Annotated in this window: 22 protein-coding genes and 2 tRNA genes; 11 read left to right on the top strand and 13 right to left on the bottom strand. The window is 30.3% G+C overall.

What is annotated here, in order from left to right; translation table 11 throughout:
- Window positions 1-5: 5 nt before the first annotated feature.
- The gene (gene rpsJ / locus L8U98_RS04085) at window positions 6-317 is read right to left on the bottom strand and encodes a 30S ribosomal protein S10 (protein ID WP_012660810.1); all 312 of its coding nucleotides are present in this window, start codon (window positions 315-317) and stop codon (window positions 6-8) included.
- A 226-nt stretch (window positions 318-543) separates the two neighbouring features.
- On the opposite strand from rpsJ, the gene L8U98_RS04080 reads away from it, so the two are divergent.
- Window positions 544-619 (top strand) — tRNA-Ala (locus L8U98_RS04080).
- Window positions 620-637: 18 nt separating this feature from the next.
- A complete protein-coding gene (locus L8U98_RS04075; protein WP_263725014.1) occupies window positions 638-1,699 on the top strand; it encodes an ATP-binding protein in 1,062 nt (353 codons plus the stop codon).
- Here the strand turns inward: L8U98_RS04075 and L8U98_RS04070 are convergent.
- From L8U98_RS04070 to coaE, 3 genes are read right to left on the bottom strand one after another with little or no spacing between them, the layout of a single operon-like run.
- The gene (locus L8U98_RS04070) at window positions 1,696-2,403 is read right to left on the bottom strand and encodes a glucosaminidase domain-containing protein (RefSeq protein WP_263725013.1); all 708 of its coding nucleotides are present in this window, start codon (window positions 2,401-2,403) and stop codon (window positions 1,696-1,698) included. The two genes, L8U98_RS04075 and L8U98_RS04070, sit on opposite strands and share 4 nt — an antisense overlap.
- Window positions 2,378-3,127 carry a diaminopimelate epimerase gene (gene dapF, locus L8U98_RS04065; RefSeq protein WP_263663716.1) on the bottom strand — a complete coding sequence of 250 codons (750 nt, stop codon included), beginning with the start codon at window positions 3,125-3,127 and terminating at the stop codon, window positions 2,378-2,380. The genes L8U98_RS04070 and dapF overlap by 26 nt, the downstream gene beginning before the upstream one ends.
- Entirely contained in the window at window positions 3,124-3,717 is a 594-nt protein-coding gene (gene coaE / locus L8U98_RS04060; protein ID WP_263725012.1) for a dephospho-CoA kinase, read from the bottom strand. Before coaE ends, dapF begins: the two co-directional genes overlap by 4 nt.
- 58 nt (window positions 3,718-3,775) lie before the next feature.
- Here coaE and purM point away from each other — a divergent pair, with 58 nt between their 5' ends.
- The gene (gene purM / locus L8U98_RS04055; RefSeq protein ID WP_263725011.1) at window positions 3,776-4,765 is read left to right on the top strand and encodes a phosphoribosylformylglycinamidine cyclo-ligase; all 990 of its coding nucleotides are present in this window, start codon (window positions 3,776-3,778) and stop codon (window positions 4,763-4,765) included.
- Window positions 4,766-4,790: 25 nt separating this feature from the next.
- Here the strand turns inward: purM and dcuC are convergent, their stop codons facing one another.
- The 7 genes from dcuC to L8U98_RS04020 all read right to left on the bottom strand — a co-directional run bounded on the left by dcuC (window position 4,791) and on the right by L8U98_RS04020 (window position 11,564).
- The gene (gene dcuC, locus L8U98_RS04050; RefSeq protein ID WP_263663713.1) at window positions 4,791-6,164 is read right to left on the bottom strand and encodes a C4-dicarboxylate transporter DcuC; all 1,374 of its coding nucleotides are present in this window, start codon (window positions 6,162-6,164) and stop codon (window positions 4,791-4,793) included.
- A 59-nt stretch (window positions 6,165-6,223) separates the two neighbouring features.
- On the bottom strand, window positions 6,224-6,877 hold the full coding sequence (gene sodB, locus L8U98_RS04045; RefSeq protein ID WP_263706970.1) for a superoxide dismutase [Fe]: 654 nt from the start codon (window positions 6,875-6,877) through the stop codon (window positions 6,224-6,226).
- 67 nt (window positions 6,878-6,944) lie between these two features.
- Window positions 6,945-7,454 (bottom strand): anaerobic ribonucleoside-triphosphate reductase activating protein, encoded by a 510-nt coding sequence (gene nrdG / locus L8U98_RS04040; RefSeq protein ID WP_263725010.1) that lies wholly within the window; start codon window positions 7,452-7,454, stop codon window positions 6,945-6,947.
- Entirely contained in the window at window positions 7,426-9,705 is a 2,280-nt protein-coding gene (locus L8U98_RS04035; protein WP_263725009.1) for an anaerobic ribonucleoside triphosphate reductase, read from the bottom strand. The genes nrdG and L8U98_RS04035 overlap by 29 nt, the downstream gene beginning before the upstream one ends.
- Before the next feature lie 131 nt (window positions 9,706-9,836).
- The gene (locus L8U98_RS04030) at window positions 9,837-10,451 is read right to left on the bottom strand and encodes a BspA family leucine-rich repeat surface protein (RefSeq protein WP_263663709.1); all 615 of its coding nucleotides are present in this window, start codon (window positions 10,449-10,451) and stop codon (window positions 9,837-9,839) included.
- Window positions 10,452-10,661: 210 nt separating this feature from the next.
- A tRNA-Glu gene (locus L8U98_RS04025) sits at window positions 10,662-10,736 on the bottom strand.
- Between the two features lie 69 nt (window positions 10,737-10,805).
- On the bottom strand, window positions 10,806-11,564 hold the full coding sequence (locus L8U98_RS04020; protein WP_039640473.1) for an exodeoxyribonuclease III: 759 nt from the start codon (window positions 11,562-11,564) through the stop codon (window positions 10,806-10,808).
- A 98-nt stretch (window positions 11,565-11,662) separates the two neighbouring features.
- On the opposite strand from L8U98_RS04020, the gene L8U98_RS04015 reads away from it, so the two are divergent.
- The 5 genes from L8U98_RS04015 to L8U98_RS03995 are packed head-to-tail and all read left to right on the top strand — an operon-like array spanning window position 11,663 to window position 18,059.
- On the top strand, window positions 11,663-13,195 hold the full coding sequence (locus tag L8U98_RS04015) for a phosphoethanolamine transferase (RefSeq protein WP_263725008.1): 1,533 nt from the start codon (window positions 11,663-11,665) through the stop codon (window positions 13,193-13,195).
- Entirely contained in the window at window positions 13,195-13,566 is a 372-nt protein-coding gene (locus L8U98_RS04010) for a diacylglycerol kinase (RefSeq protein WP_263725007.1), read from the top strand. The genes L8U98_RS04015 and L8U98_RS04010 overlap by 1 nt, the downstream gene beginning before the upstream one ends.
- Window positions 13,551-13,781: a helix-turn-helix domain-containing protein gene (locus tag L8U98_RS04005; protein WP_039617109.1), complete on the top strand. Its 231-nt coding sequence runs from the start codon at window positions 13,551-13,553 to the stop codon at window positions 13,779-13,781. The genes L8U98_RS04010 and L8U98_RS04005 overlap by 16 nt, the downstream gene beginning before the upstream one ends.
- Window positions 13,782-13,789: 8 nt before the next feature.
- Entirely contained in the window at window positions 13,790-14,785 is a 996-nt protein-coding gene (gene pyrC / locus L8U98_RS04000; RefSeq protein WP_263725006.1) for a dihydroorotase, read from the top strand.
- 10 nt (window positions 14,786-14,795) lie between these two features.
- A complete protein-coding gene (locus tag L8U98_RS03995; RefSeq protein ID WP_263725005.1) occupies window positions 14,796-18,059 on the top strand; it encodes a type ISP restriction/modification enzyme in 3,264 nt (1,087 codons plus the stop codon).
- A 4-nt stretch (window positions 18,060-18,063) separates the two neighbouring features.
- Here the strand turns inward: L8U98_RS03995 and L8U98_RS03990 are convergent, their stop codons facing one another.
- Both L8U98_RS03990 and L8U98_RS03985 read right to left on the bottom strand, forming a co-directional pair.
- The gene (locus tag L8U98_RS03990; protein WP_263725004.1) at window positions 18,064-18,888 is read right to left on the bottom strand and encodes a DUF6602 domain-containing protein; all 825 of its coding nucleotides are present in this window, start codon (window positions 18,886-18,888) and stop codon (window positions 18,064-18,066) included.
- A 9-nt stretch (window positions 18,889-18,897) separates the two neighbouring features.
- Entirely contained in the window at window positions 18,898-19,596 is a 699-nt protein-coding gene (locus L8U98_RS03985; protein ID WP_263725003.1) for a class I SAM-dependent methyltransferase, read from the bottom strand.
- 60 nt (window positions 19,597-19,656) lie between these two features.
- Here L8U98_RS03985 and L8U98_RS03980 point away from each other — a divergent pair, with 60 nt between their 5' ends.
- Genes L8U98_RS03980 through L8U98_RS03970 form a run of 3 tightly spaced genes read left to right on the top strand, consistent with a single transcriptional unit; the run spans window position 19,657 to window position 22,041 of the window.
- Window positions 19,657-20,493, top strand: coding sequence for a metal ABC transporter solute-binding protein, Zn/Mn family (locus tag L8U98_RS03980; protein ID WP_263702409.1), 837 nt, complete (start codon window positions 19,657-19,659; stop codon window positions 20,491-20,493).
- Window positions 20,490-21,239, top strand: coding sequence for a metal ABC transporter ATP-binding protein (locus tag L8U98_RS03975; RefSeq protein WP_263725002.1), 750 nt, complete (start codon window positions 20,490-20,492; stop codon window positions 21,237-21,239). Before L8U98_RS03980 ends, L8U98_RS03975 begins: the two co-directional genes overlap by 4 nt.
- Window positions 21,232-22,041 carry a metal ABC transporter permease gene (locus tag L8U98_RS03970; protein ID WP_263725001.1) on the top strand — a complete coding sequence of 270 codons (810 nt, stop codon included), beginning with the start codon at window positions 21,232-21,234 and terminating at the stop codon, window positions 22,039-22,041. Before L8U98_RS03975 ends, L8U98_RS03970 begins: the two co-directional genes overlap by 8 nt.
- Window positions 22,042-22,043: the final 2 nt, after the last annotated feature.

Genomic DNA, 22,043 nt, shown 5'->3' with positions numbered 1-22,043 from the left:
TATCCTTATTTACCCATAGCTCTTACTTCAACATTGACCTCTGGAGCCAAGTCAAGCTTAGTGAGTGAATCTACTGTATCTGGAGTAGCTGCTACAATATCAAGCATACGAGCATGAATTCTCATCTCAAATTGTTCGCGTGAATCTTTATTGATGTGTGGAGATTTCAAAACTGTGTATCTTTTGATTTTTGTAGGCATTGGCACTGGACCTCTGATGTCAGCACCTGTTCTTTTAACAGCTTCTACAATTGCTGCAACTGTGCGATCTAGAACTCTGTGGTCATAAGCTTTTAGCTTAAGCCTGATTCTTTCCATATTTTTTCCTTTGTAAAGAACTCGTTAGACCCATAAGAATCTAACCACCATATAAAATGATGTTGAGATTATATAAAAACACACTTTGCTATGTCAAGAAATTTATGCATTTTTTTTAATTATTTTCCTTTTTAAAAGGATAAAAATTAAATTTTATAAATTTTACAAGATTTTTTATGCATTAAGAAAATCTAAGAAAAAATATAGTATGATTTTAAAATCTAAAGGGGCATTAGCTCAGCTGGGAGAGCACAACGCTGGCAGCGTTGGGGTCAGCGGTTCGAACCCGCTATGCTCCACCATTTAGTATAAAGAAATCTATGAAATCACTACAATTTTTTTACGATAATTACCCAAAATTTCAAAAATTTGATGAAAGAAAAATTCAAATCCAAACCCATAAAAACATCATCATAAAAGGTGGTTTTGCAAGTGGTAAGAAAAATTTGATTTTAAATTTTTTATCTTTGTATAAAAGTGAAAATATACTCTTTATTGATTGTGATGATTTAAAATTTCAAGCAAATGCTTTAATAAATTTAAATTCGTTTTTAACTTATAATCCACAGATTAAATTTTTAGCACTTTGTAACTTTACTCATGATTTTGACTTTGCTAGTTTAAAACATCTTAATTTGCAAATCATAATAAGCGTTTGTGATAGTAATTTTTGCTTAGATCAGTTTGAAGAACTTCATTTAGATTATTTAGACTTTGAAGAATTTTTAAGCCTAAACAAAAAATATGCTGACACTAAAACCATGGTAAGTTATTTTTTACACACAGGACGCAATGTGATTTTAAATCACAACTTTAACACAAACTCATCATACTTAAAAAGCTTTTATACCCCATTAGAGCTTACTATACTCAAACAAATTGCCTTAGAACTTGGAAGTGAATTTAGCGTTAATGAGTTATTAAAAACTCTAAAAAATAGTATAAAAATTTCCAAAGATACCTTATATAAAAGCATAGAAAAACTGGAATCAAACTACACTTTGTATTTTGTAAAAAATCTTGAAAAGAATTTAAAAAAAGTATATTTTTGGGACTTTTCACTAAAAAATTCTCTAAGCATACAAAAAGACTTTAGTACTTTGTTTGAAAATTTAATTTTAAGTGAGTTGTTTAAATTTAAACAAGAAATTTTTTATACTAAGCATTTTGATTTTTACTTACCAAGTCTTAAAAATGCATTTTTATGCTCACCTTTTAAAGATAAAGATTTACTTAGCTTAAAAGTCAAAAAAATCCTTAGTAAAAATCAACTTGCACTTTCGACTATTTATATCATCACGCTTTCACAAAGAGATGAGTTTTTCATTGAGGGGGTGCGCGTGATGATTTTACCTTTTGATGAGTGGGCTTTGGGTAATTAATCTAACTCGTCAAGCTTATATTGCTCGATGATAGATAAAATAAGCTTAGTGTAATTACTTTTAATCTCTGAATATTTTTCTAAATGACTTGCCGCTTCTTTACCATCAAGTTTTTCATTTTGATTTATAGCATCCCACCGCCAAGCTCTAAATTCCTTATAAGCATCGTGGCGATTTAAATTAAGCAAGTATGAATCCACACTTTCTTGTAAGCTATCAAATATACGAATTTTGTGAGTTTTACCCTCGCCTCTTTCCTTTGGCACTAAACCTTTTTCACCCCAAGTCCATTCTCCAAATAAATTATTTGCCTCTTTAGCAAAGCGACTTGTACCAGTTGCACTTTCAATAATAGCTTGAGCTATGGCTAAAGACTTTGGTACCTTTTGGACACGCATTTGATATTCTTTGTGATCATATAAATTTTTAACACGATATTTTTCTTTTAAAGACCATAGTTTTTGCACAGCATTAGTATTTAGCTTTCTAAAATTATTCTTTATAGCCTCTTTAAAGAAAAATTCTATAAATTCTTTTTCCTTTTCTATCTCTTTAAAAGAAACATCCAATAAAGCATTAATTTTTTTGATAAAAACTTCACGCTTTTCTTTTATACTTAAAGCATAATATTGCTCATCAAAACCTGCTATAAATTCAGCTTTTAAAAATAAAACACTACTAAGCAAAATTATAATCAGCTTCAAAACAGCACTTTACCTTTCCTCTAAAAAATATTTGATCCTCTTCTAATCTAAAATACAAACTTTCATTACTTTTTGGCTTTACCAAAATATCATCTTTTACCTCTTGATTTAAATACGCTAGATAAAAACAAGCCCCCATACCCGTACCACAAGCTAAAGTCTCATCTTCTACTCCACGTTCATAAGTTCTAACTCTTATAAATTCATCATCTTCTACTTTGGCAAAGTTAACATTTGCATTGTATCTTTTACGCACTTCTTTGCATAAATTTACATCAAATTCGTTTAAATCATCAACAAAGGTTACTATATGCGGAACACCAGTATTACAGCCTTGCCAAATTCTACCTTTATACTCAAAAGCTTCTTTAATATCCTTTACCCCGCTAAGTTTGATTTCAACTATATCATCATCAACAAAAGATTTTATAAGTCCTGCGCCGGTTAAGAAATTTAAATATTGAGACTTTTTTAAATAATGATGAGCAAAATGAGCTGCTGCGCGTGAGCCATTACCACACATACTTGCCTTGCTCCCATCACAATTATAAAATTCCCATTCAAAATCATATCTATCATGAGGCACAACCACTATAAGCCCATCAGCGCCTATGCCTTCATAACGATTACAAAGAATTTTAGCTAATTCGCTACGATCTTTTTTTTCACTATCTGCAAACACCACAAAATCATTCCCGCTAGCACAGTACTTGTAAAATTTCATTTTTCAACCTTTAAAGTGTGTTTTAAAAAATTTAGCACATTTTTCTCAAAATTTTCATAACCTGAGGTATTTTTTATCACAAAATCTGCTTTTTTTAGTTTTTCTTCTATATCAAGTTGTAAATTAATTCTTTTTAAGGCTTCGTTTTCATCTAAATTATCTCTTTGCATTAGTCTTTGAAGTAGAAGTTCTTTTGGCGTATAAATTAATATACTTTTTCCTAAATTTTGGTAGTGATTGTTTTCAAAAAATAAAGGCAGTTCTATAAAAAAAGCCTTGTTTTTTTTATCTAAAATTTGAGCTTTTTGTAAAATAACTTCTTTGATTTTAGGATGTAAAAAATCTTCTAGCTTTTTTTTAGCATTTAAGTCATTAAATACAATAGTTCCAAGTTTTTTTCTATCTATTTTTCCTGCTATGATTAAATCATCGTTATCAAAAAGCTTAGCTATGGAATTTGCATTTTCATTTAAAAGCTCATGAGCTATCACATCTGCGCTTAAAGTATCAAAACCCAAATTTTGAACTATTTTTATAAAGCTTGACTTTCCACCTGCTATACTTGAAGTTACAAAATAAGCATTTTGCATAATTTAGCCTTAAAACATTTTTAGTTAAAATACCTTTTAAATTCTTAAAGGAAGATAAATGAATATAAGCTATGAAGATGCGGGCGTAAGTATAGACAATGGCAATGCTTTTGTAGAAGCAATCAAGCCTTTAGTAAAAGAAACTTTTAATGAAAATGTTTTAGGTGGCATAGGCTCTTTTTCAGGTGCTTTTGCTATGCCAAGTGGTTTTAAAAATCCTGTTATGTTAGCAGCAACCGATGGAGTGGGTACGAAGTTGCGTCTTGCTATTGATAGTCAAAAATTTGACACCATAGGTGAGGACTTAGTAGCAATGTGTGTGAATGATTTAATTTGCAATTTTGCTACACCTTTGTTTTTTTTGGACTATTATGCAACTGCAAAATTAGATGTAGAAGTAGCTAAAAAAGTCGTAGCAGGGATTGCTAATGGTTGTAAAAAAGCAAATTGTGCCTTAATAGGCGGAGAAACCGCTGAAATGCCTGGAATGTATCATAGCAATGATTTTGACTTAGCAGGTTTTTCAGTGGGTATGGCCGAAAAAGATGAAATCGATAGAAGAAATTTTGTAAAAAATGGAGATATTTTACTAGCTCTACCTAGTAGCGGGCTTCATTCTAATGGATATTCTTTAGCTAGAAAAGTATTATTTGAAGCACAAAAGCTTAAGTTTGATGATAAAATAGAGGGTAAAAATTTAATCGATATTTTACTTGAACCTACAAGAATTTACGTAAAAGACTTTTTAAGATTAAAACCATTCATCAATGCACTAGCTCATATAACAGGTGGTGGATTGGTGGAAAATTTACCTAGAGTTTTCCCAAGAGGAATAGGCGCAATCATCAGAAAACATCATCTAAAAACTCCTGAAATTTTTTACCAAATAGGCCAAAGTGTAGAAGAGGCTGAAATGTATAGAAGCTTTAATATGGGTGTGGGTTTAGTTGTGGTGGTAGATCCATCTAATGTAAGAAAAGTTTTAGAAAGCTCAGATGCTTATGTAATAGGCGAAGTTGTATTAAATGAAGGGGTTGTTTTAGAGTGATAGCTTAAAAGCCATCACTCTAAATTTATGCAAAATACCAAGCTATTAGGATATTTAAAGCCATTCCTACAAGCAACATAGGAGTAGATCTTTTAACAATGGCTATAGGATCTAATTTTGCAAAGCCTGCTAAGGCTAAAATTCCACCCGATATTGGCGAGGCAGCACGCCCCAAACAAGAAGCAATCTCAAGTGGCAAAGCTAGTGAGATAGGATTAATCCCTAGTTTTTGAGCAATATCTGGAGCAAGTCTTCCAAAAGCATTAAAAGCAGCAATCCCACTACCCATAATCACACTTGCAAAATACACAATAAAGCTTAAAACTATAATAGTAAGCAACACAGCAGAAGCTCCCATAGAAGAAACTGCTAAGGCTAAATGTTCTATACCTTTTAATGCTTTAATACCTTCTGCAAAAATAGAAGCTGCAATGATAATACAAACAACACTTACAAAAATTTCTGCCATGGCTTTTAGTATCACCATCAAATCATCTGCAAGTTTTTTTGCATCTTTATGTCTAACATACTCTAAAATAAAAACCAAACTTATACTTAAAAAATTGGCACTCACCACATCTAGCTTCACTTTATATCCATATAAATTTGCAAAATAAGCACCAAATAAAAACACTATAGGAAGCCAAGGCAAGAAAATATAAAATAAAGGACAATTTGGGTTTTTTATTTCCATATGTTCGATATTATCCACAACGCCTTTTGCTAAGTCTTTTTTATCCATATAACTATAATAAAACGGAATAAGCAAAGCTATCACAACAACATAAGCTATAACAGGATAAATTTGGTATTCAAAAAACATAGCAACAACATTTTCAATGCCTACCATATCTGCTAAATTTATAGAATTTCCATCTTTAGGACCATAATCAAGTGCAATTAATGACAAAACCGATACAGCAGTGATAGGACGAATTCCTATGGCGATTAAAACAGGATAAATCGAAGCAAGCAATAAAAGTAACAATCCTGTGTAACTTGAAATAACTATTTTTAAAGCCATACCCACTACAAAAGTTCCACTTAAAACTAGGTATTTATTTTTAATCTTGCCTAGCGGTTTATTTGCTACAAAAGCTAACTTTGCCGAAGCATTAATGTGCTTCATATAGGCTGCAAAACCTGCAACAGACATTATAATAAGCCCCACACCAGCTAAATTTGTCTTAAAAGTTTGAGTTACAAAACCAAAGACATCAAAAACAGGATTTCCTAAGCTTTGTTTTAGCACAGACTCACCAGTTGCTAAAGAAATGATGATTAAGATAATAATACCTGAGAGAAAAAAAGTAAAGATAGGATTGTATTTTTTAAGAATAAAATAGGCTACTAAAAATACACAAAATAAAGTAGCCACGACAGAAAGAAAAACCTCCATAAAATCTCCTAATTTTTGTATTTAGTCTATTTTACGGGGTTTTTCTTAAAAAAACTTGATTATTTTACAGGGTGAAGTTCGTTTGCATAGAAGCTTACTGAGTTCATACCTTCTTTAATAGCCCATTCATAAGCTTTTGCTACAAATTCCCAGTTAATGTGCGCGTAGAATTTTTCTAAATACGCAGGGCGCGCATTGCGGTGATCTACATAGTAAGCATGCTCCCATACATCAACTACTAAAAGCGGAACTTTACCTTCAGTGATAGGTGTAGCAGCATTGCTTGTAGCTACTAATTCTAATTTTTGATTTTGAGTGTTATAAACTAACCAAAACCAACCAGAACCAAATACCCCTGTAGCTCCTTTGATAAACTCTTCTTTTAAATTTTCCATAGAGCCAAAGTCTTTTTCAACTGCTGCTTTAAACTCAGCACTCAAAGAACAGCCACAGCCACAGCATGTTTTTGGCTTAATGCAATCAAAATAAAAGTCATGATTATATACTTGAGCAGCGTTGTTAAAAACTCCACCATTTGAGTTTTGTATGATATAAACTAAATCTTTTCCTGCAAATTCAGTATCTTTGATAAGATTGTTTAGGTTATTTACATAAGTTTGGTGGTGTTTGCCATGATGAAATGCAAAAGTTTCTGCACTTAAAAAGTCTCCAAAAGCGTCTGCTTCATAAGGTAGTTTTCTTAATTCAAACATATTGTTCTCCTTTTTTAAATTTATGGATATTCTAACATAGTTAAATTAAAAAAGACTAAATGAGTCTTTATTTTTCAAAAAGTATTACTTTGCCTTGCTCTAAGCTTTTTGCTACATCGATAATGCGTTGATTTTTACTACCTTTAAATTTTAAAGATAAGTCTTTTTGCTCTAAAATAAACTTCCCATCTACCAAAATATCAGCTAAGATAAGTAATTCTTTTTTTGATTTTTCTTCTAATAGCTCTTCATAAGTAAAGCCTGTATATATGGTAAGATCAAGTCCTAAAGCCTTAATGCATTTTGCTAGAATGCTTAAATTTTTTGCTTGCATAAAAGGCTCTCCACCACTAAAAGTAACACCTTGAAGCAAAGGATTTTTACAAATCTCATCATATAAACTCGCTAAATCTTGCAAATATCCTTTGTTAAAATCATGCGTTTGTGGGTTATGACAGCCTTTGCAATGATGAGGGCAACCTTGAGTAAAAATCACATAACGCAAACCATAGCCATCGACTATGGATTCTTTTATAATACCAGCTAATCTAAGAAAAATCGTGTTTAATTCTTGCATGAACTTCAGCTTTTTTAGCGTCATTAAAACGATCAAGCGTTCCTACTAAATAACCCGTGATTCTTCTTATGCGTTCAAATTTAATATCATCTTCTTTTCTATGGCACTTTGGACAAAACTCATCTATCACACCACTATAACCACACACTGGATCCCTATCTAGCGGGAAATTAATCGAGCCATAGCCTATATTGCTTTCTTTCATACATTTTATAATGCGTTCAAAACTTTCTAAATTCTTACTCACATCGCCATTTAATTCTACATAAGTAATATGCCCGCCATTATTTAGCTCATGATATGGGGCTTCTATTTGAATTTTTTCATATATGCTAATAGGAAAATCTACAGGAACATGAAAAGAATTAGTATAAAAATCTTTATCGGTTATGCCTTTTAAAATGCCGTATTTTTTTTGATCTAGTTTTAAAAATCTTCCACTTAAACCCTCAGCCGGGGTAGCTATGAGTGAAAAATTAAGCTTATCTTTGAGTGCTTTTTCATCGACAAATTCACGCATAAAACGCACGATTTGTAAGCCAAGCTCCCTTGCTTCTTGGCTTTGTCCATGATGAGAACCTATCAAAGCTATTAAACTCTCACAAAGTCCTATATAACCTATAGCCAAAGTCCCATGTGCGATAACTTTTTCTACGCTATCATTTTCTTTTAAAGTATCTGAATCTATCCAAATTCCCTCGCCCATTAAAAATGGAAAATTCTTAACCTTTTTTAGACTTTGAATTTTATATCTATGAAGTAATTGCTCATACACAAGCTCTAATTTTTCTTTTAAAAGTGAGTAAAAAAGCTCTAAATTTCCTTTGGCTTCTATGGCTAAACGCACAAGGTTTATACTTGTAAAGCTTAAATTTCCCCTACCGCTTGTGATTTCTTTACTCTCATCATAAACATTTGCCATAACCCTAGTTCTACAACCCATATAAGCTACTTCGCTGTTGTAATCACCCTTTTTATAGTATTTTGCGTTAAAACTTGCATCTAAAAAGCTAAAATTTGGAAAAAGTCTTTTAGAAGCACATTCTATGGCAAGCTTAAAAAGCTTGTAGTTTGGGTCTTTTTCATTATAGTTAATACCTTCTTTTACTTTAAAAATTTGCACAGGGAAAATTGGCGTTTCGCCATTTCCTAAGCCTTTCATCGTGGCTTTTAGTAAATTTTCTATCACCATTTGCCCTTCAAAAGATGTATCGGTGCCATAATTTAGCGTGCTAAAAGGCACTTGAGCTCCTGCTCTTGAGTTCATAGTATTAAGATTATGCACTAAAGCTTCCATAGCTTGAAAAGTCGCATCTTGGGTTTGCTTTAATGCTCTTTTATAAGCATAAGAATTTGCTTGTTTTAAAAAATTCTCATCACTATTTAAATCAAGCCTTAAAAGCTCTTTGAAGCATTCTTTTTCGCTTGAAGCTTGAAAATTAGCATTTTTAAAGCATTGCTCATCTAAACTTTGTTCTAATTTTATTTCAAAAAAAGCATTTATAGCCTTTTTATACTCTTTTTGAAAAGTCTTTGCCACACCTTTTGCCATAGCAAAATCAAAATTGGGTATAGACTGGCCTCCATGCATTTCATTTTGATTAGCCTGCAAGGCAATGCAAGCTAAAGAAGCATAAGATCTGATATCATTTGGCTCACGCAAGCTTCCATGTCCTGTGCTAAAACCATTTTCAAAAAGCTTTAATAAGTCTATTTGACAGCAAGTTTGTGTTAGCATATAAAAGTCTTTATCGTGTATGTGTATATCGCCGTTTTTGTGTGCATTTGCGATATGTTTTGGTAAAATACACTCATCTACATAGTATTTTGCGCCTTCTGAGCCATATTTTAACATCATACCCATAGCACTATCTGAATTAATATTTGCATTTTCTCTTTTTAAGTCAGCTTCTTTAGAATCTTTAAAAGTTAAATCATCATACAAACTTAGCAAATCATAGCTACCATTGCGAATTTGTGCTCTTTTTTGGCGATATAAAATATAAGATTTTGCAGTATTGACTAAGGCATTTTTGATTAAAACTTCTTCAACTTTATCTTGAATTTGTTCTACTTGTATGTGTTTTTCATCCAGTAAAGCTACAACCTCATCGCAAAGTTTATCTAAAAAATCATTATTTAATTTTTCATCTGTGGAATTTATATTGGCTTTGAAAATGGCATTTTTGATTTTAAAAATATCAAATGTAACTTGGCTTTTATCTCTTTTTATAATAAATTTTATTCTCATGGAAATTTTCCTAAAAAATAATCTCTAAGCACTATAAAATAGCACTTTTAAAAGATAAGTTTAGTACAAAAACTTGATGAAAAACTTAAAGAAATAAAAGAAAAATTCACACAAAAAATGTGTGAATTTGATTATTTTAACTCCACGCCTTTTACAGCATAAAGTTTATCAATACCACGATTTCCAAACATTTTATCAGTATTACAATCTCTTTGGATATTCCACTCATCTAGCTCGTGGTGAAAATTTTTACAATTATGGAAAAGATAGGCCATGGTAATTACATTTTGCACATCCCAACTTGCCACATTATGCTCATACGCATGGCAGTTTTCAAAACAATGTGCCATTCTGATTACATTAGAGGTTTTCCAGTGCAATAAAGAATGATTAAATTTAACACAATTAAAAAACATATAAGACATATCTTTTAAATTTTGTGTATTCCACTTTGATAAGTCTTTGTTGAAATTTTTGCAGTTAAAAAACATACTTGCCATATTTTCGACATTTGAAACATCCCAGCGTGATAAGTCTGCATTAAAACTTTCACAACAATAAAACATATAAGACATATCTTTAGCCTTAGATACATCCCAACGCTCAATACCCAAAAAATCTTTTCTAGTAGAACAATAAAAAACGAATGAAAAATCTTCTATCAAAGAAACATCAATATCTCTTAGAGAAATTCTTTCATTGTGCACCAAATTCATCAACTCATTTTTGTTTTTAACTTTATACATTTTGTCCCTCCTTTTTGTATATTTTAAAAAACAAGTGTGAAGTCAATATAAATTTAACGAAATTAAATAAAAGATTTGGAATATTAATAATTATTAATTTAAAATTAACTTAATATAAACATATATTTACAAAATAATAAATAATTATAAATAAATAGATGAATTTTGATAAAAAATGAAAAAAATAATACTGTGGAGAAAAATATAGAGTGGTGACCCATACGAGACTCGAACTCGTGTTACCGCCGTGAAAGGGCGATGTCCTAACCGCTAGACGAATGGGCCAATTTGCAGTTTGAAGACAAAATTATAGCAATTTTTACTTAATAATTATTTAAGACATCAAAAAATGCCTTAAATATCTATTTCTATCCCTACAGGAGCATGGTCTGAACCAAAAATATCATCTCTTATAAAGGCATTTTTGAGCTTATCTTTTAAGCCATTAGAAATGAAAAAATAATCAATCCTCCAGCCCACATTTCTTTCTCTTGCTTTCATTCTATAACTCCACCACGAATACTTTTCTTTAATATCGCCATTTATATGTCTAAAAGTATCTATAAAGCCTAATTTTAATAAATCATCTATCCAAGCACGCTCAATCGGTAAAAAGCCTGAAGTTTTTTCATTAGCTTTTGGATGAGTTAAATCTATCTCGCGGTGAGCAGTATTTACATCTCCACATATTATGATTTCTTTACCTTCTTTTAAAAGCTTATCTAAATACACTAAAAAATCATTATAAAATTTCATTTTAAAGTTTAAACGCTCTTCATCTTTTTGACCATTTGGAAAGTAAATATTAAACAAAACTACATTTTTGAAACTATGTTCTAAAACCCTACCCTCATCATCATCAAAAAATTCACATTTTTTGACTTCACTATCAAAATTACACAAGCTCATTACACCAGAATACCCTGCTCTTTTAGCACTATTTGAATACATATGTTTAAAAGGATACTCATAAATTCTTTTTGGAAATTTATCCTCGTGTGCTTTGATTTCTTGAAAACCTATAAAATCGATTTCTTCTTTTTCAATCCAATCCAGTGCGTTTTTATCACAAATTGCCCTTAGGCCATTTACATTCCATGATAATAATTTCATAAAATACCTTTACCAATCTTCTTTTGTTGCTATTTTATATGCGATTTATTAATTTTATTCAAATAGACTAAGTTTTTATTTTATTCCAAAGGAAAAAAATGCACCTAAAACTTTCATGGACAAAATTTACCCTGCTTAATACGATTTTTATCATGGCGTTTAATTTCCCGTTGTTTGAGTTTGTATATGAAAAGATAGATCAAAACACTATGCTTTTTAGTGTGTTTTTTGGAATTTATTTTTTCTTGGTTTTGGGCGTTTTATCTTTGGTATATTTTCCCTATATCACCAAAATTTTAAGCATATTTTTACTTAGTACTTGTGCTATTTGTAGTTATTTTGTTAGCAATTATGGGGTTTTAATCGATGATCATATGATACAAAATGTCGTTGAAACAGACAATAGGGAATTTTTTTCTTATTTTAATTTTTCCTTTGCTTTGTATATTTTAACCTTTGTGATTTTTCCTAGTTTGCTTATGATTTTTACTAGGATTGATTATCAAAGATATTTTTTCAAAAAAAGTGTATTATTTTTGACTTCTTTGGTATTTTGCTTTGCTTTAGTAGCTCTTAGTTCAAAAACACTTTTGCCTTTTTTAAGATCACACAATATTGTTAGAATGTATAATCTACCTTTTTATCCAATATACTCAAGCATAGAATTTACAAAGAAAAAACTAGCAGGTAAAAAAGAACTAACTATCATTTCAAATGATGCAAGTTTAAAAGATACCAATACAACTAAGCTTATGATTTTAGTCATAGGTGAAACTGCTAGAGCGAGTAATTATTCTTTAGGTGGATACAGCACAAATGATACTAATTTTTATACCAAAAATGAGCCAAATTTAGTGTATTTTAACGATGTAAGCTCATGTGGAACGGCTACTGCAAGAAGTTTGCCTTGTATGTTTTCAAGATACAAAAGAGTAAATTTTGAAGATGGATTATACGAAGAAAATGTTTTAGATATCTTGCAAAAGGTTGGAATACAAAGTGTTTGGTTTGGTAATAATTCAGGGGGCTGTAAAGGAAATTGCGATCGTATAAAACACAAACTCATTGCAAAAGATTATGATGAGAGCTTACTTGAACTTGTAAAGCAAGAACTTGAAAATACAAATTCAAATAAAATCATCGTTGTACATTTACAAGGCTCACATGGGCCAACTTATTATAAACGCTATCCAAATGCATTTAAAAAATTTATGCCAACATGTGATACAAACGAGCTAAATACCTGCTCACACGAACAAATCATCAACACCTATGATAATACTTTACTTTATACAGACTTTATTATAAAAAGCCTTATAGATATGCTTAAGCAAAATCCTACCAAAGAAGCTTCTTTGCTTTATTTATCAGATCATGGGGAGAGTTTGGGTGAAAATGGAATTTATCTTCATGGTATGCCTTATTTAATAGCACCAAAAGATCAAAAGCATATACCGATGATATTTTGGAGTAAAGATAGCAAATTAAGCCAAGATTTACAAAGCAAAAAAGACTATAAACTTTCTCAAGATAATCTTTTTTCAAGTTTGCTAGGGTATTTTGGTGTAAATAGCAAAGAATATGAGGCAAATTATGATATATTTAGCAAAAATTTAAAGGAAAATCCTTAATGAAGCCAAAATATTCTTTATTTAAAAATGCAAGCTATGCCTTTAGTGGAATTAAATTTTTACTCCAAGATGAAATGGCTTTTAGGATAGAATTTGCCATTATTTTACCTTTGATTTTTGCAAGCTTATTTTTACCTGTGAGTTTTTTAGAGCATTTTGTGCTTGTATTTGTTTTGGTACTAATTTTAATTGTAGAAGCGCTAAATTCTGCTATAGAAGCTTGCGTGGATCTTTGCACGAGCGAATTTCACATCTTAGCTAAAAAAGCAAAAGATTGTGCGAGCACTGGAGTGTTTTTTAGCGTGGTTTTAGCTATAATTACTTGGAGTTTTATTCTTTTTGATTTGGTTAGAGAATGGATGATAAAGTAAAAACACTATGTGCGAAAATATTTGGTAAAAAACGCTTTGAAATTTTAGAATTTTTAGCCCTTCATGCTAATGAAGATGGCTTTGTCTTTGCAAACATAGAAGAACTTTCTAAACAACTAAACATCAGCAAACCAACCATCATTTCTACTTTTAAATTTTTAGAAGAAAAAGCTTTGCTTGAAAAGCTCAAAAACGGCTTATATAAACTCAAATAGGAGATAAAATGACACTTAAAAACCCTTTGGATATGCATTTACATTTACGCGATGAAAGCATGCTTGAACTTGTAGCTCCATTTAGTGCAAAAGACTTTAAAGCAGGGGTTATCATGCCAAATTTAATCACCCCACTTACTGAAACAAACGCATTAAAAGCTTACAAAGAACGCATTTTAAAAGCGTGTAAAAATGAAGATTTTACGCCTTTAATGACTTTATTTTTTAAAGACTATGATGAGAAATTTTTAGAAAAAGCTAAAGATGAGCTTTTTGCCATAAAACTTTATCCTGCAGGTATCACTACCAACTCAGATAATGGAATTTCAAGCTTTGATATAGAAAAGTTAAAACCCACATTAAATGCTATGAGTGAGCTTGGACTGCCTTTGCTTGTGCATGGAGAAACAAATGATTTTGTAATGGATAGAGAAGCAAATTTTGCTAAAATTTATGAAAAATTAGCTAAAAACTTTCCAAAATTAAAAATCGTAATGGAGCATATTACCACTAAAGTTTTGTGTGATTTGTTAAAAGATTATGAAAATTTATACGCAACTATCACTTTGCACCATTTAATGATAACGCTTGATGATGTAGTGGGTGGAAAAATGGATCCACATTTATTTTGCAAACCTATTGCAAAACGCTATGAAGACAAAGACGCTTTATGTGAGCTTGCTTTTAGTGGTTATGAAAAGGCTATGTTTGGAAGCGATAGCGCACCTCATCCATTACACACTAAAGAATGCTGTGGGTGCGCAGCTGGTGTATTTAGTGCGCCAGTGATTTTACCTGTATTGGCTGAACTTTTTGAAAAACACTCAAATGAAGCAAATTTACAAAAATTTATTTCAGATAATGCTTGTAAAATTCATAATCTTAAATTTGAAAAAGATAAAATCATCACTTTAGAAAAACAAGAATGGCAAGTAGCGCAAAAATACGGTGATGTAGTGCCATTTATGGCAGGAAAAACTTTAAATTTCAAAGTTGCAAATTAAAAGGAAATTAATGCTAAAAGCTTATCTAGAAAACATAAAAGATATTTCTATCAACGATAAAGAACACACACATAGAACAGCTTTGCAAAATTTATTACAAGCTATAAAAGAAAATCAAGACAAGCAAAATAAAATCTCTATCAAACAAGAGCCAAACAATGACAAAGAAGGCAGAGGCGCTCCGGATTTTTTAATAACAAAAGATTTTCTAACACTAGGCTACATAGAAAACAAAAGAGTAAATGCAAATCTTGACAACATCATAAAAAGCGATCAAATTTTAAAATACACAAAATTAAGTCCAAATATCATTCTTACTGATTATTTAAGATTTATATTATTAAGCTTAAATGAGAAAAACGAGATCACTGTTTGCAAAGAAGTAAAAATTTGCTCTCTTGATGAGATAAAAAGCATTATTAAAAATCAATCTTTACTAGAAACAAAAGCAAAAGAATTAAACGAGCTTTTTAGTATATTTTTTGCCAAAATCCCAAATCCCATAAATTCAGCTTTAGATTTTGCAAATCATCTAAGTTTAAGAACAAGAATTTTAAAAGATGAGCTTTTGCTTTCTATCGAAAATGAAGTGCTGATAAGTTTATTTAACACCTTCAAAGAAACACTTTATAAAGAATTATCCTATGAAGAATTTTGCGATTCTTTTGCACAAACTTTAACTTATAGTTTATTTTTAGCAAAATTAAACAACAATACCGCAAAAGAAATAGATCTAAACAATGCCAAAAAATTCATACCAAAATCATTTCCATTGATTCGTTCTATGAGTGGATTTTTAGATGATAGTTTTGAAAATTTAGAAAATATAAAATGGCTTTTGGAAGAAATTATAAACATTATAAATCACATAGACATTACAAGTATTATAAAAGAACTAAACAAAACTAGTGAAAAAGATCTATTTAATCGTAGTATTTTATCTACTCACAAAGATCCTTATTTGCACTTTTATGAAACATTTTTAGCAAGTTATGATCCAAAGCTTAGAGAAGTAAGGGGAGTGTATTATACTCCTGCGCCTGTGGTAAATTTCATCATAAATGCCATAGATGAAATTTTAAAACAAGATTTCAATCACAAAAAAGGCTTAAGCGAAGCTTTAAACAAAGATATAACCTTGCTTGATTTTGCCACAGGCACTGGCACCTTTTTACTTGAAGCTTTTAGAAAAGCCTTAGAACCTATAAATAAAAATAGCGTTAATTATAATCCAAAAGCTTTGATAGATAAATTTTGCGGTTTTGAATTTTTAATAGCACCTTATACCATAGCACACTTAAAACTTTCTCAAAGCTTTAAAGAAGAATTTAGCTCTCCATTAAATGACAATGAAAGTCTTAAAATAGCACTAACAAATACTTTGTATTCTAAAAGCATATCCAAAGAACAAGATAATCAAAACACACTTTTTACACTTGCTGATTTAACCAACGAATTTAAAAAAGCACAAAAGATAAAAGAAGAACAAATTCTAATCATCACAGGCAATCCACCTTATAGTGGAGCAAGTAGCAACAAAGGCTTATACGAAGATGAGATCAAAATAAGCTATGGCTTAGAACCAAGCAAAGCAAATCTTAGCAAAGAGCAAAAAGAATATATAAATTTATATTTTCAAGGAAAAACAAAGCAAAACACAAGCACTTTCAAAACTATATATGAAAAACACAAACTAGAAAATGAAAAAAATCCAAAATGGCTTTTAGATGATTATGTAAAATTCATACGCTTTGCACAAAGCAAAATCGACTCTCAAGAAAGTGGAATTTTTGCTTTTATTTCAAACAATAGCTTTTTAGATAATCCTACCTTTAGAGGTATGAGATATTCTCTAATGCAAAGCTTTGATAAAATCTACATACTAAATTTACACGGCGATACTAGAAAAAAAGAAAAAGCTCCCGATGGAAGTAAAGATGATAATGTCTTTGATATCATGCAAGGTGTGAGCATAAATATCTTTATAAAACAAAATGCAAAAGCTAAAAATACAAAGATTTATTATCATGATTTATACGGCAAAAGAAAAGATAAATACGAATTTTTATATGAAAATGACTTAAATTCTATAAAATGGACTTTGATTAAAAATAATGAGCCTTTTTATCTTTTCTTACCACAAAATAATGATTTATTAGAAGAATACAACAAAGGCATAAGTGTAAAAGATATTTTTATGTTATCAGGTGTAGGAATTTGCTCAAAAAGAGATAATATAGTTTTTCATAATAAAAAAGAAAATCTAATACAACTGCTTAAAGATTTTAATACAAAAACTAAAGATGAGCTGTATAAAATTTATGATATTGGGGAAGATTCAAGGGATTGGAAATTAGATTCTGCTATAAATGCAGTTAATAAAAATCATAATAATTTAGAAAAATTTATAAAAAAATGCCACTATCGTCCTTTTGATAATAAATGGACTTATTATATAGAAAATTCAAAATCCTTTATGGCTTATCCTGTTTATGATATTTTTGAACATTTTTTAGAAAATGAAAATATAGGATTAATTTGCAATAGAACCGTGTCATTGCAAACATTTAATCATAATTTTATAACACAACATATAACCGATTTACATATCTTAGAAACGGGAAATGCAAGTGCTTATATATTCCCGCTTTACCTTTACCCTACAACTAGAAGTAAAAAATTCCTAAAAAAAGAAAATCCAAATTTCAATGAAGAAAATTTCACTTCAAAAATAGAAAATTTCAAAGAAAGCTTTAGAACTTTCATAGATGAGCTTTATAAAGAAAAATTCTCGCCTGAAGATATACTAGGCTATATCTATGCGGTGCTTTTTCATAAAATTTATAGAGAAAAATACCTTGATTTTTTAAAAATTGATTTTCCAAAAATTCCTTTTGTAGAAAATAAAAAAACTTTTAAAAATTTAAGCAAACTAGGCTTAAAACTTGTAAATTTACATTTATTAAAAAATGATGAGTTAAATTCAAATGCGGGCGAAGCCTTGTTTAAAGACATTAAAAATAAAAATTTCAAAATACAAAAAATCAAATACAACAAAGACACAAAAGAACTTTTCATAAACGAAAGCTTGTATTTTAACGAAGTAAGTCCTGAAATTTATGAGTTTAAAATAGGTGGTTATGCTGTGCTAGATAAATACTTAAAAAGTCACAAAGAAGAAGATATAGATCATAAGCATTTTACCTTGATCATACAAACTTTAGATGAAACTTTAAAAATTCAAGATGAAATTTCAAAAACCAATCTAGCATAATTTGCTAGATTTTCATATGTTTATTTGATGTAATTGTATTTTCATAATAACCAAGATATTTGTAATTGTTTAACCTTGTAGTTCTTGCACATTGAATAAAAGTAGTCAAATGATTTATAAAATATGCAAAGGGATTTTCAAGTACAAATTCATAAATACCATTGGAATGTATAGCACTAATCCTAATTCCTTCATCACTTGCAAAATAAAATGATTTACCTTCTACAGAAATAAAACAATTTGGATATAGGTATTTTTTATCACCGCATATATCCTTTAAATTTTTATGAATTATTTCTATCGATGGAAGAGTTTTTGCTATTAAAAAAGTAAAAATCTGATCTGTTTCGTTAGCAACAGGATCAAAACTTTGACTTTCCACCCCTTGTATAGAAATTGAAGTAAAAAAATTTCTATATACTCCTTTTTCTTTTGGTTTTTCTCTTTGTATTTGTTTCACAAGTTTTAATTTTTCTATAGAATCTTTGATATCATTAGAGTTAGCATTTGATTTAACCTCGCCAACTGCTAATACATTTTCACAAGAATAATACGCATAGTCTTCAACATTATTTTGTATAAATCTACTTGCAAAATTCTTCTCATAAATAACAATATCACTTTGTTTTGATACTCCACCATAAAGATCTATAACAAAACCGCTACCAACGCCAACACCTGAAGGCAATAATGCTTCTAGTTTTTCTATAACACCACATTCTCTTGCCCTTCCTATTGCATGAGGATGACTATGATTTGAAGCACTATTAAATTTTAAGACTAGTTCTTGGCCTATATTTTTTAAAAAATCAGAAACACTAAATTTCATAAATTTCCTTTATCCACAAATTATTAACTTTATCTTAGCTTCTATGATCTCTTCTACCTCATCTTTTACAAAGCTTTCTAACTCTTGTTTGTTTGCATTAACACCATTCATACTCAAATGCCACAAAGCATTTTCTATCGCACTTTCTTTATCTCTTTTTACCACTCTAGTTTCATTAAAAATTTCATACTCATAAGGGATATTTTGTGCATTTAAAAAACTTTGCAAATCCTCTTCGTAAAAACCTTTAAAATGCGTGTTAAAATGCTCAAATATAGGGTCTAAAAAGCTACTTTTACGCCTACTTGCCCAGCCTAAATATACCTTTTTAGAAGCTAAGCTTAAAAAAGCTTTATAGTCTTTTTCATTTTGTAAAGCAGGAGACATACTCAAAAAGGCTAAGTCAAATTTTGTGTTATTGTTTTTATAAAAGTTTTCAAAGTCTAAATTTAAAGTTTTTATATTTGATATGGCATGAGTTTTTGCATCTTCTTGTAAAATTTCAAGCATAGCACTAGAGCTGTCTATACCTAAAACACTTTTTGCTTTTTGTGCTAAATGCAAAGTCCAAACACCGCTCCCACAGCCTATATCCACCACGATTTTGCCTTGTAAAGATCTAAGTTTTGCAAAAGTAGCTTTTTGAATTTCGTTTAAATTAGGATTATACCTTGCATAGCTTTTTGCTTTTTTATTCCATAAATTCATCTTCACTCCTTATTTTTTCTAATATAGTATAATATTTTTTTGTTTTTAGAAAGGAAAATTATGCGAGTAGTGTTTTTGTGTTTGATTTCATTTTTAAGTATATATGCCAAAGATTTGGTAAGTGTTAGTATAGCCCCACAAGCTTACTTTGTAAAGCAAATTGCTAAAGATACTTTAGATATTAATATAGTCATACCACCTAATGCAAATGAGCATACTTTCGAATTTAAACCAAGTGGTATTTTAAAACTTGAAAAAAGCGATATTTACTTCACAGCCAATTTAGAATTTGAAAAAATTTGGATTTTAAAACTTAAAGATAATCTCAAAAATACCAAAATCATCTCTACTCAAAATGGTATTGATTTTATACCTTTGCAAGAGCATGCTCACGAAGGACACCATCATCATGGAGATGACCCTCACACATGGCTTGATCCACTTTTAGCAAAAACTCATGCTAAAAATATTACTTTAGCACTTATAGAACAATACCCACAAAATAAAGCATTTTATGAGCAAAATTTAGAAAATTTCTTAAAAGAAATGGATACATTAAATTTACAAATACAAGCTTTATTTAAAAATGCAAAAAACAAGCATTTTCTAGTCTATCATCCATCTTGGGGGTATTTTGCCAAAAGATATCATCTAAGCCAAATTCCTGTTGAAATAGAAGGAAAAGAACCTAAGCCAAAAGACTTAGCCAAGCTTGCAAAACTCATACAAAAAGAGCAAATAAAAGCTATTTTCGTGCCAAAAGGAGCTAATAACAATACTATTAAAGCTATGGCGAGTAATTATAATCTTAAAATCATAGAACTTGATCATTTGCCAAATGATTATAAAAATGAGCTTTTAAAAGATGCAAAAAATATAGCAAGCGTTTTACAATGATAAAAATCAATATTAAAAATTTAAACTTTTCATATAATCAAGATGAGGTTTTAAAAAATATCAACCTAAACTATGAAAGCAAAGACTTTTTAGCCATAGTAGGGCCAAATGGCGGGGGTAAATCTACACTTTTAAAACTCATACTAGGTTTACTAAATAGCCATAAAAATATAAACTTTGAAAACTTGAGTTTAAAAGATATAGGTTATGTCCCACAAAATACTCTAGCTAATCCAAACTTTCCAGTGCGCGTGCTAGAAGTGGTGATGATGGGTAGGGTGGATAAAAAATTCTTTGGTTTTTATACCAAAAAAGATCAAGATCAAGCCTTGCTAGCATTAGAAAAAGTAGGTATGAGAAATTTTTGGGATAAAAAAATCAACGAACTAAGCGGAGGTCAAAGACAAAGAGTTTACATCGCAAGAGCTCTAGCAAGTGAATGCAAGCTTTTGATCCTTGATGAGCCTACTGCAAGTATAGATACTAAAGGCTCTGTGCAGATTTTTGAGCTTTTGAAAAAATTACACGAAAATGGGGTTGGCGTGATAGTAATATGCCATGATTTAAATGTAAGCTTAGCTTATGCAAATAAAATCGCATATTTAAATAAAGAATTATTCTTACATGAAAACACTCCTGAAAAAAAGGCACATTTACTAGCGCATTTAAGCCAAAATCACACGCATTTTTGTGATGTGGAGCTTAGCTTGGAACAGTGTTGCTGTGAAGGAAAAAACCATGCTTGAACTTTTATCTAGCTCTTTTATACAAAATGCTTTTTTGGCTGCATTTTTAACTAGCATTGCTTGTGGAATCATGGGAACTTTAATCATGATCAACCGCTTAAGTTCTATGGCAGGAGGTATTACGCATGGGGCTTTTGGAGGTATAGGCATAGCATTTTATTTTGGTTTGCCAGTACTTGTTAGCACGAGTTTATTTACTCTTTTTTTAGCCTTGCTTGTAGCGTTTTTAGTACAAAAATATCCTTTTAGAAGTGACAATATAGTCGGTGTTATATGGGCTTTTGGAATGGCTGTTGGTATCATACTCATAGACTTAACCCCTGGGTATAATGGTGATTTAATGGGATATTTGTTTGGTAGTATTTTGTCTGTACCTACACAAGATATAGTTTTATTTGCAGTGATTGATGTGATTTTTATCATTTTAGTATTGCTTTTTTATCGTCAATTTGAAATTCTAAGCTTTGATAAAGAATTTGCAAGCTTAAGAGGGGTTAAAACCAATCTTTTTCACTATCTTTTAATCGCGATGATGGCTTTTTGTATCGTTATAAGTATCAAAGTAGTAGGGCTTATACTTGTAATAGCTTTACTTAGCATACCTGCATTTATCGCCGAGAGCTTTTCTAAAAAGCTTGGTCAAATGATGATCATCTCTACGCTTTTGAGTATAAGTTTTTGTGTGATAGGGCTTTTTATAAGTTTTTATTATAATCTTGCAAGTGGAGCATGCATTATAGCTAGCGCTTGTATAGCTTTTGTGTTTTATCTTTGTTTTAGTGCTTTTTTAAAGAGAAGTTGAAA

Source organism: Campylobacter sp. RKI_CA19_01128, from assembly GCF_025771175.1.
In the GTDB taxonomy this organism is placed as follows: Bacteria; Campylobacterota; Campylobacteria; order Campylobacterales; family Campylobacteraceae; genus Campylobacter_D.
The sequence above is the reverse complement of the archived record's forward strand: the minus strand, read 5'-3'. Positions and strand labels throughout refer to the sequence as shown.

What these genes read in the sequence shown, in the direction of transcription:
- purM (WP_263725011.1), top strand. Translation starts at nt 3,776, where the DNA reads ATGAATATAAGCTATGAAGATGCGGGCGTAAGTATAGACAATGGCAAT.
- L8U98_RS03970 (WP_263725001.1), top strand. Translation starts at nt 21,232, where the DNA reads ATGCTTGAACTTTTATCTAGCTCTTTTATACAAAATGCTTTTTTGGCT.
- L8U98_RS04005 (WP_039617109.1), top strand. Translation starts at nt 13,551, where the DNA reads ATGGATGATAAAGTAAAAACACTATGTGCGAAAATATTTGGTAAAAAA.
- coaE (WP_263725012.1), bottom strand. Translation starts at nt 3,717, where the DNA reads ATGCAAAATGCTTATTTTGTAACTTCAAGTATAGCAGGTGGAAAGTCA.
- pyrC (WP_263725006.1), top strand. Translation starts at nt 13,790, where the DNA reads ATGACACTTAAAAACCCTTTGGATATGCATTTACATTTACGCGATGAA.
- L8U98_RS04075 (WP_263725014.1), top strand. Translation starts at nt 638, where the DNA reads ATGAAATCACTACAATTTTTTTACGATAATTACCCAAAATTTCAAAAA.
- L8U98_RS04010 (WP_263725007.1), top strand. Translation starts at nt 13,195, where the DNA reads ATGAAGCCAAAATATTCTTTATTTAAAAATGCAAGCTATGCCTTTAGT.
- sodB (WP_263706970.1), bottom strand. Translation starts at nt 6,877, where the DNA reads ATGTTTGAATTAAGAAAACTACCTTATGAAGCAGACGCTTTTGGAGAC.
- L8U98_RS03980 (WP_263702409.1), top strand. Translation starts at nt 19,657, where the DNA reads ATGCGAGTAGTGTTTTTGTGTTTGATTTCATTTTTAAGTATATATGCC.
- dcuC (WP_263663713.1), bottom strand. Translation starts at nt 6,164, where the DNA reads ATGGAGGTTTTTCTTTCTGTCGTGGCTACTTTATTTTGTGTATTTTTA.
- L8U98_RS03985 (WP_263725003.1), bottom strand. Translation starts at nt 19,596, where the DNA reads ATGAATTTATGGAATAAAAAAGCAAAAAGCTATGCAAGGTATAATCCT.
- L8U98_RS04035 (WP_263725009.1), bottom strand. Translation starts at nt 9,705, where the DNA reads ATGAGAATAAAATTTATTATAAAAAGAGATAAAAGCCAAGTTACATTT.
- L8U98_RS04015 (WP_263725008.1), top strand. Translation starts at nt 11,663, where the DNA reads ATGCACCTAAAACTTTCATGGACAAAATTTACCCTGCTTAATACGATT.
- L8U98_RS04030 (WP_263663709.1), bottom strand. Translation starts at nt 10,451, where the DNA reads ATGTATAAAGTTAAAAACAAAAATGAGTTGATGAATTTGGTGCACAAT.
- L8U98_RS03975 (WP_263725002.1), top strand. Translation starts at nt 20,490, where the DNA reads ATGATAAAAATCAATATTAAAAATTTAAACTTTTCATATAATCAAGAT.
- L8U98_RS03995 (WP_263725005.1), top strand. Translation starts at nt 14,796, where the DNA reads ATGCTAAAAGCTTATCTAGAAAACATAAAAGATATTTCTATCAACGAT.
- dapF (WP_263663716.1), bottom strand. Translation starts at nt 3,127, where the DNA reads ATGAAATTTTACAAGTACTGTGCTAGCGGGAATGATTTTGTGGTGTTT.
- nrdG (WP_263725010.1), bottom strand. Translation starts at nt 7,454, where the DNA reads ATGCAAGAATTAAACACGATTTTTCTTAGATTAGCTGGTATTATAAAA.
- L8U98_RS03990 (WP_263725004.1), bottom strand. Translation starts at nt 18,888, where the DNA reads ATGAAATTTAGTGTTTCTGATTTTTTAAAAAATATAGGCCAAGAACTA.
- L8U98_RS04020 (WP_039640473.1), bottom strand. Translation starts at nt 11,564, where the DNA reads ATGAAATTATTATCATGGAATGTAAATGGCCTAAGGGCAATTTGTGAT.
- rpsJ (WP_012660810.1), bottom strand. Translation starts at nt 317, where the DNA reads ATGGAAAGAATCAGGCTTAAGCTAAAAGCTTATGACCACAGAGTTCTA.